Genomic DNA, 15,685 nt, shown 5'->3' with positions numbered 1-15,685 from the left:
ACATCTGTGGACGCCACCAAGCAGGTTGACTACCTGAAACGCCTGACCGCGGACCTGCGCCGCACCCGGCGGCGCCTGTCCGAGTTGGAGGAGCGGCTCTCCGAGCCGGTGGCCGTGGTGGGCATGAGTTGCCGTTACCCCGGTGGCGCGGATTCCCCGGAAGCCCTGTGGCAGTTGCTGATCGACGGTCGCGACGGCGTCGGAGACTTTCCGGCGGACCGCGGCTGGGATGTCGAGGGGATGTATGACCCCGACCCCGATGCGCTCGGGAAGACCTATACCCGGCGCGGCAGTTTTCTCCAGGATGCCGGCGACTTCGATGCCGGGTTCTTCGGTATCGGGCCCAACGAAGCTCTCGCCATGGATCCCCAGCAGCGGGTACTGCTCGAAGTGTCGTGGGAGGCGCTGGAGCGGGCCGGCATCGACCCGACCTCGTTGCGGGGCAGCGCGACCGGTGTGTTCGCCGGGGTGATCCACGCCGGCTACGGCGGCGAAGTCAAGGGTGAGTTGGAGGGGTACGGTCTCACCGGCTCCACGCTGAGCGTGGCGTCGGGCCGGGTGGCCTACGTGCTGGGTCTGGAGGGCCCGGCGGTGTCGGTGGACACGGCGTGTTCGTCGTCGCTTGTGGCGCTGCACCTGGCCGCGCAGTCGTTACGTTCCGGCGAGTGCGACCTGGCGCTGGTGGGCGGGGTCACCGTGATGGCCACGCCCGGCGGATTCGTGGAATTCAGCAGGCAGCGCGCGCTGGCCGCCGACGGCCGCTGCAAGGCGTACGCGGCCGCGGCGGACGGCACGTCGTGGGCCGAGGGTGCCGGGGTCCTGGTGGTGGAGCGGCTGGCCGATGCGCAACGGCTGGGCCATGAGGTGTTGGCGGTGGTGCGTGGTTCGGCGGTCAATCAGGACGGCGCCTCCAACGGGCTCACCGCGCCGAACGGGCCGTCCCAGCAGCGGGTGATCCGGGCCGCGCTGGCCAGCGCGCGCCTCGGCGTGGCCGACGTCGATGTGGTCGAAGGCCACGGGACCGGGACCATGCTCGGCGATCCGATTGAGGCGCAGGCGATCTTGGCGACGTACGGCCAGGATCGTCAGGAACCGCTGTGGCTGGGCTCGATCAAGTCCAACCTCGGTCATTCGTCCGCGGCGGCGGGGGTGGCCGGGGTGATCAAGATGGTGCTGGCGATGCGGCACGGGGTGATGCCGAAAACGCTGCACGTGGATGCGCCGACCCCGCACGTGGATTGGTCGGCGGGAGCGGTGTCGTTGCTCACCGAGGCGAGGCCGTGGCCGGCGCCCGGCCGGCCGCGGCGGGCGGGTGTCTCGTCCTTCGGAATCAGCGGCACCAACGCCCACGTCATCCTGGAGCAGGCTCCGGCACCGGAAGGCGTTGCCCCGGAACCGTTCACCGGTCCGGTCCCGTGGGTGCTGTCGGCACGTTCGCCGGCCGCCCTGGCCAATCAGGCCCGGCGGCTGCTGGCGCACATCCGCTCCGACGCGGAAGTCCGTCCCCTGGATGTGGGCTGGTCGCTGGTGAGCACCCGCTCGCTGTTCGAGCACCGGGCCGTGGTGGTGGGGACCGAACGTGCACAGTTCCAGGAGGCGCTGGCCGCCCTGGCCGCCGGCCAGCCGTCCCGCGATGTCGCGGTGGGCCGGACCCGTCCGGTGGGCCAGACGGCATTCGTATTCCCGGGGCAGGGCGCGCAATACCTGGACATGGGCCGCGCGCTGCATGAGCGATTCCCGGTCTTCGCCAAGGCCTTCGACGCGGCGACCGATGCACTGAACGGTCACCTCCGGCTGCCGCTGCAACAGGTCATCTGGGGTACCGACGCCGCGCTGCTGGAGAGCACCGAGTTCGCCCAGCCGGCGCTGTTCGCCGTCGAGGTGGCGTTGGCCGCGCTGCTGCAATCCTGGGATGTGGTACCCGATTTGGTGCTCGGTCACTCGGTCGGCGAGATCGCGGCCGCACACGTGGCCGGGGTGTTCTCACTCGAGGATGCGGCGCGGCTGGTCGCGGTCCGCGGCCGCCTGATGGCCGCGCTGCCGGCCGGCGGTGTGATGGTCGCGGTGGCGGCCAGTGAGGCGGAGGTGCTCGCCGAGCTGGGACCCGGTGCCGGCATCGCCGCCGTGAACGCGCCTGAATCGGTGGTGATTTCGGGTGAGCAGGCCGCGGTGGACGCGGCTGTGCAGGCCCTGACCGCCCGGGGCCGGCGGGTGCACCGGCTGGCCGTCTCCCACGCGTTCCATTCGGCACTGATGGAACCCATCCTCACCGAGTTCGCGGCGGCACTCGCCGGGATGGCCGTGTCGCAGCCGCGGATCAGCCTGCTGTCCAACGTCACCGGTCAGCTAGCCGGACCCGGGTACGGGTCCGCTGACTACTGGGCCGAGCACGTGCGCGAGCCGGTGCGGTTCGCCGACAGCGTGCGCCTGGCGGAATCGTTGGGGGCCAAGGTCTTCGTCGAGGCCGGACCCAGTGGCGGACTGATGACCCTGGCCGAGCAGTCCCTGGCAGCGGAGCCGGTGGCAGCCACCTTACTGGTCAAAGACCGTCCCGAAGTCGATTCGCTGTTAGTCGCCCTCGGCCGCTTGTTCACCGCCGGGGTGGGCGTGCAGTGGCGCGAGGCGTTCGCCGGCCTCGGAGCTCAGCGGGTGGCGTTGCCGACCTACGGCTTTGCCCGCCAGCACTTCTGGTTGGCCGAGCTGGGTGTGGGACCGGCCCAGCTGGCCACCGTAGGCCTGGCCGGCAGTGGCCATCCGCTGCTGGGAGTGGTGGTGGAACGGCCCGACATCGGTGGTGTGGTGTTGAGCGGTTCGCTCTCACCCGCGGTGCAAGGGTGGTTGGCCGATCACGTCGTCAGCGGGGTGGTGCTCTATCCGGGCGCCGGGTTCGTGGAGCTGGTGCTGCGGGCCGGCGACGAGGCCGGCGCCCCGGTCATCGAGGAGCTGACCCTGTTGGCCCCGTTGGTATTACCGGCTGGCGGCGCGGTGCCGGTACAGGTGGTAGTCGCGGCGGCCGATGACACCGGACGCCGCGGCGTCTGGGTGTATTCCGCTGCAAAGGACGCCGATTCGTGGGTATTGCACGCCGAGGGCGTCCTCGGCCCCGGCACCCTCCGGGGCGGAGCGGATCTGTCGGCCTGGCCTCCGGTCGGCGCGCGGGCGGTCGACGTTTCGGGGGTGTACGAGCAGCTGGCAGCGCGCGGCTACGGCTACGGGCGGGCGTTCCAGGGTGTGCGCGCGGTATGGCGGCGCGGCCGCGAGGTCTTCGCCGAGGTGGCCGCGCCCGAAGGGGTGAACGTGCGGCGCTTCGGAATTCACCCCGCGCTGCTGGATGCTGCGCTGCACGCATGGGGACTGGTGCAGGGCGGAGAGCAGCTGGCATTGCCGTTCTCCTGGCAGGGGGTGACGCTGCATGCCGCGGGCTCGTCTCGGCTGCGAGTTCGCCTGGCCCCCACCGGCGACGGTTCGGTGTCGGTGGAGCTGGCCGATTCTTCGGGCCTGCCGGTGCTGTCCGTGCGGGAGTTGGTGGTGCGCGCGGTATCTGAGCAGGCGTTGCTGGCTGCGGCGCCGGTGGGTGCCAAACCGGGCGGCGGGCTGCTCGAGGTGATGTGGACACCGTTGCCGCACAACGGTACTGACGCCATGACCGTGAAGTCGGTCTGGACGCCGCAGCCGGATGCGGACCTGCCGGGGGCGGTGTCGGATGCCGCGCACCGGGCACTGCGGGCGCTACAGGAGCATCTGAGCTCCGACGGGGTACTGGCCGTTGTGACGCATGGTGCGACAGCGCTGGCCAACGAGGCAGTGTCCGACCTGGCGGGCGCGGCGGTATGGGGCCTGGTGCGTTCGGCTCAGGCCGAGCACCCGGGCCGGATCGTGCTGATCGATTCCGACGACTCGGTGCCGGTCGGGGAGGCGCTGAGGCACGGGGAGCCGCAACTGATCGTGCGGTCGGGCACGGCGTACGGCGCTCGACTGGTGCGCGCGTCCTCGTCGGTGCTGGAACTGCCGGAGGGCTTGTGGCGGTTGGGCGCCGGAGCCGGGGGGACGCTGGAGGAGCTGACCGCCCGGCCATGTGAGCGGATGGAACTGGGCGCGGGACAGGTCCGGGTTGCGGTGGGCGCGGTAGGCGTCAACTTCCGCGATGTGATGCTGGCACTGGGCATGTATCCCGGTTCCGCGGACCTCGGCGTCGAGGGTGCCGGGGTGGTCGTGGAGGTGGGCCCCGGTGTCACCGAGTTGTCGGTCGGTGACGCCGTGATGGGTCAACTGGGCGCGGCGGCGTCCGAAGCGGTCGTCGATCAGCGGATCGTGACGAGGGTACCGGCGGGCTGGTCGTTGGCCACCGCCGCCAGCGTGCCGGTGGTGTTCTTGACGGCGCTCTACGGCCTGTCGGTGTTGGGTGGACTCCGGGCCGGTGAGCGGGTGCTGGTTCACGCCGGTGCGGGCGGGGTGGGCATGGCCGCGATCCAGTTGGCGCGGCACTGGGGGTGTGAAGTTTTCGCCACGGCCAGCCGGGGCAAGTGGGATACGTTGCGGGCCATGGGTTTCGACGACGATCACATCGGCGATTCCCGGACCCTGGACTTCGAGGAGAAGTTCCGGGCGGTCACCGGCGGCGACGGGGTGCACGTCGTGCTCAACTCGCTGGCCGGCGAGTTCCTGGACGCGTCGTTGCGGCTGACGTCCCCGGGCGGACGGTTCCTGGAAATGGGCAAGACGGATGTCCGCGACCCGCAAGTCGTCGCCGCACAGCATCGCGGGGTTCGTTACCAGGCGTTCGACCTGTTCGAGGCCGGGCCCGACCTGATGGCGCAGATGTATGACGAGATACTGGGCCTGATGCGCGCCGGAGCACTGAAACCGCTGCCCATCACGGTTTTCGATGTGCGACGAGTGCAGCAGGCGTATCGATTCGTCAGCCAGGCCCGCCACGTGGGCAAGGTGGTGCTGACGGTGCCGAACGGGCCTGCGGGCGCGCAGTCGCCGCTCACCGGTGCCTCGGTGGTGATCACCGGTGGTACCGGAATGGCCGGTGCGGCGGTGGCCCGGCACCTGGTGGACCGCTACGGAGTGGCGCATGTGGTGCTGGTCAGCCGATCTGGTCGACGGGCCGACGGTGCGGACGAACTGGTGGCCGCCCTGGAACAGGCCGGAGCACAGGTGACGGTCGCGGACTGCGACATCACCGAACGGGCCGCCACCGCCGCGATGTTCGAGCAGATACCGGATGAGTTCCCCTTGAAGGGCGTGTTCCATGCGGCCGGCGTCACCGACGACACGGTCATCACCTCGTTGACCCCCGAGCGGCTCGACGCGGTACTCCGGGTGAAAGTGGACGGTGCGTGGAATCTGCACGAGCTCACCCGCCGGTCGAATCTGGTTGCTTTCGTGACGTTTTCGTCGCTCGCCGGCATCGTCGGCAGTCCGGGACAGGGCAACTACGCCGCGGCCAACGCCTTCCTGGACGGGCTGGCGAGCTATCGCCGCGAACAGGGCCTCCCCGCCAACTCGATCGCGTGGGGCCTGTGGGAAGAGGCCAGCGCGCTGACCCGTCACCTCGGCGAGCGTGACCTTGCCCGGATGAAACAGGTCGGATTGTCGCCCCTGCCGACCGACCAGGCACTCGCGTTGCTCGATGCCGCCCTGCTCGCCGATCACCCGGTGGCCGTGGCCGCCCGGCTGAACACCACCGCCCTGACCAGCGAAGCCGACCTGCCGCCGCTCTGGCATGAGCTGGTCACGCGTCCCAGCCGGCGCGTCATCGATGCCGCCGACACCTCCGCGGCGGCCGCCGGCATGGTGGAGCGGCTGCACACGCTACCGCCCGAGCAGCGTCAGCGGGCCCTGACCGAATTGATATCAACAAGCGCCGCAACGGTTCTGGGCCACAGCAGTGCAGTCGACATCGACGGCCAACGGGCCTTCCAGGAACTCGGGTTCGACTCACTGACCGCCGTCGAGCTGCGTAACCGACTCAAGGCCGCGACCGGGCTGACGCTGTCGCCCACCCTGATCTTCGACTACCCGACCCCCGCCGCGCTGGCCGAATACCTGGCGGATCAGCTGGCCACCAGTGCGCCGGCACCCAGTCAGCAACAGAACCCGTTGGACCGCTTCAACGACATCAGCAGCGACCTCGACGCCCTGGTCCACCAACCCGAGTTGACCGCGGAAGAGAAAGTCCAGATCGCCACCAAGCTGCGCGCCCTCGTCGCCGACCTGACGTCTGCTTCCGACCAATCCGCGAGTATCAGCAGCAGCGAGCTCGCGGCACTTCTCGACGACGACTTCACCCCGTAGGCCGCCGTGCAACCGACTGACATCGCCATCATCGGTGTTGCGTGCAGGTTCCCCGGGGCCGCCAGCCCGCGCGAGTTCTGGGCGCTGCTGCGCGAGGGACGTGAGGTCATCGAACCACTCCCTGAGGTAGCCGATTTCGATGCCGAGTTCTTCAACCTGTCGCCCCGCGAAGCCAGTGCGATGGATCCGCGGCAACGACTTGCCCTGGAGCTGACCTGGGAACTGTTCGAAGACGCGTTCCTGGTGCCCGACAGGCTGCGTGGTGAGCAGATCGCCGTCTACCTCGGAGCAATGAGTGACGACTACGCGCTGCTGACCGCGCGGCCGGGCGGCGATCCGGTCGACCACCATGCCTTCGCCGGCCTGAGCCGCGGGATGATCGCAAACCGGGTCTCATACGTCTTCGGAGTGCGCGGGCCCAGTATGACCGTGGACTCCGGTCAATCGTCATCCCTCGTTGCCGTCCACGAAGCCTGTGCGGGTCTGCGGGCGGGCGATTACACCATGGCGATCGCCGGTGGGATTCATCTCAACCTGGCGGCCGAATCCGCGCTATTGGAGCGGGAATTCGGTGCGCTGTCACCGTCCGGGCACACGTACGCATTCGACCGGCGGGCCGACGGATACGTGCGCGGTGAGGGTGCCGGCCTGGTCCTGCTCAAGCCACTCAGCGACGCCGTGCGCGACGGTAACCGCATCCACGCCGTCATCTCGGGCAGCGCCGTCGGCAACGCCGGGTACGGCGGAGCGGGTCTGACCGTGCCCTCGGTCGCCGCCCAGGCAGACGTCATCCAGCGGGCGCTGGCCGGCGCCGGCCTCCGCCGCGGCGACATCGATTACGTCGAAGCTCATGGAACCGGAACCCAGGTCGGTGACCCGGTGGAGGCCAGAGCGCTGGGCGCGGTTTTCGGCGCGGCTCACCCGGTGGCTATCGGGTCCGTCAAGACGAACATCGGACACACCGGCGCCGCGGCGGGAGTGGCCGGCCTGATCAAAACGGTGTTGTCGATCGAAAACGGTTTCATTCCAGCAAGTCTCAACTTCGCTACGCCTGGCCTCGAGCTGGCGGCGCTGGGCCTGCGCGTCAACGACACGCTGACACCGTGGGGGTCCGCGCCCCGCCGCGGCGGGGTCTCGTCGTTCGGTATGGGCGGCACCAATGCCCATGTGATCGTGGAGCAGTCTCCCGTCGCGGAACCGGCCGCGGCGGCGCCCGCTGACGCGGTGACCGTGCCCTGGGTGCTCAGCGCGCGCTCGCCCGAAGCGCTGGCCAATCAGGCGGGTCGCCTTGCCGCCCACGCCGCCGGGCGCGGGATCGCCGACCTAGGTTGGTCTTTGGCGACCACCCGCACGCAATTTGGGCATCGGGCCGTCGTGGTCGGTTCCGGCGGCGAACAAATGGCGGCGGCGCTGTCCGCTCTGGCCTGCGGCGCAACGGGATCGGGTTCGGTGGTCGGCCGGACCGGGGCGCCGGGCAAGACGGTTTTCGTCTTTCCCGGGCAGGGCTCGCAGTACCTGGGCATGGGCCGGCAGCTCCACGACCGGTTCCCGGTCTTCGCGACCGCTTTCGACGAGGTCGTCGCCGCCCTGGACCCACACCTGACATCGCCGCTGCGACAGGTGATCTGGGGCCGCGACCAGACGTTGCTGCAGAGTACCGAGTTCGCCCAGCCGGGCTTGTTCGCGGTACAGCTGGCCATGTCCGCGCTGTTGCACTCCTGGGGGGTGAGGCCGGATGTGGTGCTGGGTCACTCGGTAGGGGAGATCGCCGCCGCCCACCTGGCCGGGGTGTTGACCCTGCCGGACGCCGCGCGTCTGGTGGCTCTTCGCGGCCGGTTGATGGCCGGGCTGCCCGAGGGTGGGGTGATGGTCGCGGTTGCCCTGGGTGAAGCGGAGGTGGCGCCGCTGCTGGGGGAGGGCGTCAGCCTGGCGGCCGTGAACGCACCGGACGCCGTGGTCCTTTCCGGACCGCAGGCGGCGGTCGGCGCGGTGGCGAAGCGCTTGGCGGCGCAGGGCCGTCGGGTACAGCGGCTTGCGGTGTCGCATGCGTTTCACTCGGTCCTGATGGAGCCGGTCCTCGATGATTTCCTGGCGTCCCTCGCCGGCCTCACCGTCTCGGAGCCGCGAATCAGCTTGATCTCCAACGTCACCGGCGAGCCGGCCGTCGGCGGTTACGGGTCGGCGCGGTATTGGGTCGATCATGTGCGCAGACCGGTGCGGTTCGCCGACGGACTCAGGGCGGCAGCGGCTCTGGGCGGCGGCACGTTCGTCGAGGTAGGCCCGGCCGCCGGTCTGACGGCCGACCAGGATGCCTCGGTTCTCACTTTGACGGACTCTCTCGCCGAGGCCGAGGTCGATGCCGTTCTCGCCGCGGCCGCGAAACTGTTCACCAGCGGAGTCGACGTGCACTGGGCCGCCACGTTCGACGGGTTGGAGCCGCGGCGGGTAGACCTCCCGACGTACGGGTTCGCGCGGCGACGCTTCTGGTTGGGCACCGCGGACCCCACCCCGGTCGCGGCCCCCGATTCAGAGCGGCTGCACGACCTCGATCCGGAAGATCAACGTCGCCGACTCGTCGAGTTGGTGTGCCACCACGCGGCCGTCGTGCTGGGACACGCCGGCCTCGGCGACATCGAAGCCGGCCGGGCCTTCGAAGACCTCGGCTTCACCTCGATGAGCGGTGTTGAACTGCGTAATCGCCTGAAAACCGAGAGCGTTTTGGCCGGATTGTCACTATCGCGCACCCTGATTTTCGACTATCCCACCCCAATCGCGCTGGCCACGCATCTGGCGCAACAACTGTCAGGCGACAAGCACGACGAATCCGGTGACGCCGGGATATGGTCGTTACTGCACACGATTCCAATCAGCGAGCTACGCCGCACCGGATTACTCGACAAACTGCTAATGCTCGCCGGAAATCCGGAAAACGCCACGTCAGAAGTGGTAGACAGCGATGAGGTAATCGACTCGCTGAGCCCCGACGCGCTAATCGCGATGACCCTGGACGGCGACGATGATAATGGCTGACAACAGGTGCTGCGAACAAATGTTTCTCACACAATAAGACAAGTGTCGAATATCACCGTCTTTGCGGCATTGCGGAAAGCGAACTAAACTCCCGAAATTGGGAGTCTTTTCGGGGTGGGCCGTCCGACGAGTAACTGAATGAGGCAGGGTCAATGAGCGTCATCGCCGGGGTCTTCGGTGCGTTGCCACCACACCGATACAGCCAGAGTGAGATCACCGATCTGTTCGTCGAGTTCCCGGGGCTGAAGGAGCACGAAGAGATCGTTCGGCGGCTGCACAAATCCGCCAAGGTGAACAATCGCCACTTCGTGCTGCCGCTGGAGCGCTACCCGTCCCTCAACGACTTCGGCGATGCCAACGAGATCTTCATCGACAAGGCCGTTGACCTCGGCATCGAGGCTTTGATGGGTGCTCTCGACGAGGCGGGACTTCAGCCGCAGGACATCGACATGATCGCCACCACCACGGTCACGGGTGTCGCCGTTCCGTCGCTGGACGCGCGGATCGCGGGGCGGCTCGGGCTGCGTCCCGACGTTCGCCGGATGCCGCTGTTCGGGCTGGGCTGTGTGGCCGGCGCGGCGGGCGTGGCGCGCCTGCACGACTACCTGCGCGGTGCTCCCGACGGCGTCGCGGTGCTGATCTCCGTCGAACTGTGCTCGCTGACCTACCCGGCGGTCCAACCCACGGTCTCCGGCCTGATCGGAACGGCACTTTTCGGTGACGGCGCCGCCGCCGTCGTCGCGGTCGGTGACCGCCGCGCCGAGCAGATCCGGGCCACCGGACCCACCATCATCGATTCCCGTAGCCGCCTGTACCCCGAATCGCTGGACATCATGGGCTGGGACGTCGGATCGCACGGCCTGCAACTGCGGCTGTCCCCGGACCTCACCGGCCTGATCGAAGCGCACCTGCCGGCCGACGTCGACGGATTCCTCGCCCTGCACGACCTGACCCGCGACGACATCGGCACCTGGGTGAGCCACCCCGGCGGACCGAAGGTGATCGACGCGATCACCAGTTCGCTCGATCTCGCGCCGGAAGCGCTCGAGCTGACCTGGCGTTCCCTCGGCGAGATCGGCAATCTGTCCTCGTCGTCGGTGCTGCACATCCTGCGCGACACCATCGAGAAGCGGCCGCCCAGTGGGAGTCCCGGGTTGATGTTGGCGATGGGTCCCGGGTTCTGCGCCGAACTCGTGCTACTGCGCTGGCACTGACTCGCGCACCTGTACTGTCAGGCCCGGCTTGGGACTGAGTGAGGCGAAGTTGGCGGCCCGAATGCGCTGACCAGGCAGCTCCAGGGTGGTCCGCGCGACCAGCCGGGCCAGCATCACCGTCATCTCGGTGATGGCCATCACCGAGCCGATGCACCGGTGCAGGCCGCCGCTGAACGGAATGAACTCGTACGGCGCGGGTTTGCGGTAGTCCGGCGCGCCCGGGTCCCACCGTTGCGGACGGAATTGCGTTGGCTGCGGCCATAATTCGGGAATCCGGTGGGTGACGTAGGCGCTGAAGACGATCATCCGGCCCGCTGGGATCCGGTGTCCGTCGAATCGCAACTCGCGCACCACCCGACGGGCGGAGATGACCCCCGGTGGGTATAGCCGAAGTGTTTCGTGCACAACGCCGTTGAGGTAGGTCAGAGCGGGCAGGTCAGCCGCCGTCGGCACCCCGCCAGTCAGCACCCGGTCGAGTTCGGCGGCGGCAGTGGCCCAGGCGCCGGGCACCGTCAGCAGCAGGTAGGCGGCCCACGCCAGCGCGCCACTCGTGGTTTCAAAACCCGCCGTGATCATCGACACGATCTGGTCGCGAATCTCGTTGTCGGACAGCATCTGCCCTTCATCAGATCGGCCTTGCAACAGGGTCGTCAGCAGGTGGTCGTCAGGTCGCGGCCGGGCGCGGGCATCGGCGATCTCGGCGTCCATCAACTCGTCGATCCGAGCCCGCGCGGCCATCGCGCGTCGCCAGCCGGGGGAGTTGAGCCGTCGTTGCACGGTCATCACCTGGGGCAGGTGGTGGGTCAGGTCCAGCAGCGGCTGCAGTTGGGCGCCAAGGAAATCCGAATGCGCCGCCATCCGGGAACCGAACAGGCTCTCCGCGGTACTGCGCCGCACCGCTGAGCGGAATTCCTGGTAAATGTCCAGGCGTTGGCCGGGACGCCAGTCGTCGATCATGGCGTCCACGGAGCGCACCATGGTCTGCACGTATTCCTGAACCTGGCGGTGGCGCAGCCCCGGTGCCACGACGCTGCGCCGGCGGCGGTGGTCTTCGCCGTCGCTGACGATCAGCGCGGTCGGCCCGTCCACCGGCGCCAGTGTCTCGAAGGTCTCCCGCCAGCTGAACGCATCGGCGTTGGCGAACACGAACTTGTTCGCCTCCGGCCCAAGCAGATAGACGAAGCCGCGGCTACCGATGCCGGCGTTGATCACCGGGCCACGGCGCCGGTATGCCGCCAGCAGCGCCTCACCGGGCGGGTACGACACCGGCTTCATTCCAGGGCCTCCGACAACTCCAGCCACTGGGCCTCGACCGCGGCGACCTCATCCTCGAGGTCACGCAATTGCTTGGTCAATCGCGTGACGCCGACGTGGTCGGACTGGTCGTGTTCGGCGAGTTCGGTGTGCTTGGCCTCGATCCGGTCAGCGAGGCGGGCCAGCTGCCGGTCGACGGAGGCCAGTTCCTTCTCGGCGGCCCGCCGCTGCGCCCCCGACATCGCCTGCTGCGCGACCGGGTTCGGGGCCGGCGCCGCCGGTCTGGCGGGTGACCGGTGTGCCAGGGCGAGGTATTCGTCGATGCCGCCCGGCAGGTGACGCAACCGGCCGTCCAGGATCGCGTATTGCTGGTCGGTGATGCGTTCGAGCAGGTAGCGGTCGTGCGAAACGACGATCAGGGTGCCCGCCCAGGAGTCGAGCAGGTCCTCGGTAGCGGTCAGCATGTCGGTGTCGACATCGTTGGTGGGCTCGTCGAGCAGCAGCACGTTCGGTTGCGAGAGCAGCGTGAGCATCAACTGCATGCGTCGGCGCTGGCCGCCGGACAACTCCCCGATGCGCGCCGAGAGCTGTCCGGAGCCGAAGCCCAGCCGCTCGAGCAACTGCGTCGGGGTCATCTCTCGGCCCTCGACCTCGTAGCCGCTCTGCAACCGTCCGAGCACGTCGGCGATGCGCTCCCCAGCCATCGCGGTCAGCTCGTCACCCTGCTGATCCAGCACCGCCAGCCGGACCGTCTTGCCGCGCTTGACGCGCCCGCTGTCGGGTTGGACGGTGCCGGCGAGCAACCCCAGCAGGGTGGACTTGCCGGCGCCGTTGGCTCCGACGATCCCGGTGCGTTCGCCCGGGGCGATCCGCCACTCGACATCGCGGAGCACCGGGCGCCCGTCGTAGCAGACCGAGACGTCCAGCAGGTCGATGACGTCCTTGCCCAGCCGGGCGGTCGCGAGCTTGGCCAGTTCGACGGTGTTGCGCAGGGGCGGGACGTCAGCGATCAACTGGTTGGCTGCCTCGATGCGGAACTTGGGTTTGGAGGTTCGCGCGGGGGCGCCGCGGCGCAGCCAGGCCAGCTCTTTGCGCATCAGGTTCTGCCGTTTGGCCTCCGACGCCGCGGCCTGACGGTCGCGCTCCACCCGCTGCAGCACGTACGCGGCATAGCCACCTTCGAACGGTTCGACGATGCCGTCATGCACTTCCCACGTCGTGGTGGCCACCTCGTCCAGGAACCAGCGGTCGTGGGTGACCACCAGCAGACCGCCGCTGTTGCGTGCCCAGCGCTGCTTGAGATGACCCGCCAGCCAGGTGATCCCCTCGATGTCGAGGTGGTTGGTGGGTTCGTCGAGGGCGATCACATCCCACTCGCCGATCAGCAACTGGGCCAGCTGCACCCGCCGGCGCTGACCCCCACTGAGCGTGGAAACCATTGCATCCCAAGCGATATCGGAGACCAGACCGGCTACCACGTCACGAATCCGGCTGTCGCCGGCCCACTGGTGCTCGGGTTGGTCGCCGACCAACGACCACCCGACGGTGTGCCCGGGATCCAGGGTGTCCGCTTGCGCCAGCTCGCTCACCCGTAGGCCGCTGCGCTGGGTGACCCGCCCCGAGTCCGGCGTGAGCCGGCCGGTGAGCAGGCCCAGCAGGCTGGACTTGCCGTCACCGTTGCGGCCGACGATTCCGATACGCGCGCCGTCGTTGACGCCCAGGGTGACCGATTCGAAGATCACCTGGGTCGGGTACGCCAGGTGGACGGCCTCGGCTCCGAGCAGGTGTGCCACTGGACTGAGGCTACCGGCCGCCGTCAGCTACCACTCGGACGGCCGGAATGCGACAATGCCCTGGTAAGGCAATGACGATGCAGGAAGCCGGTGCGAAACCGGCGCGGTCCCGCCACTGTAATCGGGGAGCGACCCTCATACGCCACGGCGATTAGCTGGAAGGCGAGGCGAGCGGCGATCCGAGAGCCAGGATACTCGCGTCATCGCGTCCTGCGACCCGGGGCGGTGTACCCCGAGAGAGCGATCGTCGCCCGATGTGTACTCGGCTTCTATTTTGTGATTTCCCAACGCTGACAACGTTTTCCGTCTCCATCCGAACGGTCGTCCGGTGACCGCCCCGATCTGGATGGCCACGCCCCCGGAGGTGCATTCAGCGTTGCTCAGCAGCGGACCCGGTGCCGGGCCGTTACTTGCCGCCGCAGCCGCGTGGAGTTCGCTGAGCACCTCCTACGCCCGGACGGCGCAGGACCTGACCGGCGTGCTGTCGGCCGTGCAGGCCGGTGATTGGAACGGCCCGGCGGCGCACGCCTATGTGGCGGCTCACCTGCCGTATCTGGCGTGGCTCGCCCAGGCGGCGACCAACAGCGCCGCTCAAGCCGTCCGGCAGGAAACCGCGGCCGCCGCCTGGACGGCCGCACTGGCCGCCATGCCCACGCTGGCGGAACTGGCTGCCAACCATGCCACGCACGCGGTGTTGGTGGCGACCAACTTCTTTGGCATCAATACGATTCCGATCGCCCTCAACGAGGCCGACTACGCGCGGATGTGGATCCAGGCCGCCACCGTGATGACCACCTATCAGGGCATAGCCGACGCGGCTGTGAACACCGCACCGCAGACCACCGCCGCGCCGGAGATCGTCACCACCGGCGCGCTGGCGGCCGCCGAGGATCTGCCGCCGGACCGGCAGAACGACTTTTATCAGTGGCTGACCGACATCGGCTACATCGACTTCTACGACGACTACATCCAGCCGCTGATCGACGCGTTGTCCAATTTGCCGTTCTTCCAGGCGCTGTTCTCGGGATTCGATCCCTACCTGGTCATCCTCGGCAATCCGCTGACGTACTTCAGCCCGTTCAACGTCGCTTTCGCCCTGGGTTACCCGATGGATATCGGCACGTACGTGTTGTTCTTGTCGCAGATGTTCTCGTTCGTGGCGCTGGATATCACGGCGGCGTTCGCCTCGGGCAATCCGACGACGATCGGTTTCACCATCCTGTTCGTCACGGTGGAGATCATCGGCACGGTCATCACCGACACCATCGCGCTGCTCAAGACGCTGCTCGAGCAGACCATCGTGCTGCTCGCGGTGGTGGTGCCGCTGCTGACCGCGCCGTTGGTGCCACTGGCGGCGGGCGCGGTGCTGGCGCCGATCGGGGTCAAAGGACTGGTCGCGCTCGCTGCCGCCGCGCCGGCACCACCCGCCGCACCCCCGGTCACTCCGCCGTTGGCGGCCCTGGTTCCGACGGTGCCGACGTCCACCTCGTCGCCGGCGCCCGCCCCGGCCGAGGCCACGGTGTCGGCTCCGGCGCCGGGCGCTCCTCCGCCGACCGCGGCGCCACCGACGTTCACCGGTACCGGTGTCGGTCTGGGTCTGGGGGCCGGCATGGAGAACTTCGGCTATGTGGTGGGCGACCTGGGCTCGGTGGCCCGCAAGGCAGCGGGTACGGGCAGCCGCAAGAAGGCGCCGGACCCGGACAGCGCCGACGAACCTGCGGCTGCCGCGGCGCCCCCGGAACCGGCGGGCGCCCCGAAACGCCGACGGGCGAAGGTGGCCCAGCTCGGCCGGGGGTACGAGTACATGGACCTGGAGCCCGACGTGTCGGCTTCGGAGAAGGGCGCGGCGTCGGGCGTCAGGGGTGCGGGTTTCCCCGGGACGGTGTCGCAGCGCAGCGCCGCGGCGACAGGTCTGACGGCACTGGCCGACGACGAGTTCGGCGGCGGCCCGCGGGTTCCCATGTTGCCGGGCACCTGGGACGGCGAATCCGGGGCCGGATCGACGTGGGACCGGTGACGGACAGACGTGAAACCCGATGGCACTCATCACTGCTCGACGCGAGCGGGTCGACGGCGCTGACCGCCGCCGCG

The 15,685-nt window shown here is 68.9% G+C and carries 6 protein-coding genes and 1 riboswitch; of the genes, 4 read left to right on the top strand and 2 right to left on the bottom strand.

Annotation, left to right across the window (positions count from 1 at the left end):
* Positions 1-6: 6 nt before the first annotated feature.
* The 3 genes from AO501_RS12770 to AO501_RS12760 all read left to right on the top strand — a co-directional run bounded on the left by AO501_RS12770 (position 7) and on the right by AO501_RS12760 (position 10,547).
* A complete protein-coding gene (locus AO501_RS12770) occupies positions 7-6,303 on the top strand; it encodes a type I polyketide synthase (protein WP_055578082.1) in 6,297 nt (2,098 codons plus the stop codon).
* A gap of 6 nt (positions 6,304-6,309) precedes the next feature.
* On the top strand, positions 6,310-9,333 hold the full coding sequence (locus tag AO501_RS12765) for a type I polyketide synthase (RefSeq protein ID WP_055578081.1): 3,024 nt from the start codon (positions 6,310-6,312) through the stop codon (positions 9,331-9,333).
* A 152-nt stretch (positions 9,334-9,485) separates the two neighbouring features.
* Positions 9,486-10,547 (top strand): type III polyketide synthase, encoded by a 1,062-nt coding sequence (locus AO501_RS12760; protein ID WP_055578080.1) that lies wholly within the window; start codon positions 9,486-9,488, stop codon positions 10,545-10,547.
* Here AO501_RS12760 and AO501_RS12755 read toward each other — a convergent pair.
* Positions 10,530-11,813, bottom strand: coding sequence for a cytochrome P450 (locus AO501_RS12755; protein ID WP_156452515.1), 1,284 nt, complete (start codon positions 11,811-11,813; stop codon positions 10,530-10,532). The two genes, AO501_RS12760 and AO501_RS12755, sit on opposite strands and share 18 nt — an antisense overlap.
* A gap of 5 nt (positions 11,814-11,818) precedes the next feature.
* Positions 11,819-13,594 (bottom strand): ABC-F family ATP-binding cassette domain-containing protein, encoded by a 1,776-nt coding sequence (locus AO501_RS12750; RefSeq protein ID WP_055578078.1) that lies wholly within the window; start codon positions 13,592-13,594, stop codon positions 11,819-11,821.
* Positions 13,595-13,632: 38 nt separating this feature from the next.
* Positions 13,633-13,812, top strand: a riboswitch (cobalamin riboswitch).
* Positions 13,813-13,922: 110 nt separating this feature from the next.
* Here AO501_RS12750 and AO501_RS12745 point away from each other — a divergent pair.
* Positions 13,923-15,611, top strand: coding sequence for a PPE domain-containing protein (locus tag AO501_RS12745; RefSeq protein ID WP_055578077.1), 1,689 nt, complete (start codon positions 13,923-13,925; stop codon positions 15,609-15,611).
* Positions 15,612-15,685 lie beyond the last annotated feature (74 nt).

It is taken from the genome of Mycobacterium gordonae (assembly GCF_001417955.2).
GTDB lineage: Bacteria > Actinomycetota > Actinomycetes > Mycobacteriales > Mycobacteriaceae > Mycobacterium > Mycobacterium gordonae_B.
Note: the sequence above shows the minus strand (reverse complement) of the source record. Positions and strands in the feature narration are given on the sequence as shown.

What these genes read in the sequence shown, in the direction of transcription:
- AO501_RS12760 (WP_055578080.1), top strand. Translation starts at nt 9,486, where the DNA reads ATGAGCGTCATCGCCGGGGTCTTCGGTGCGTTGCCACCACACCGATAC.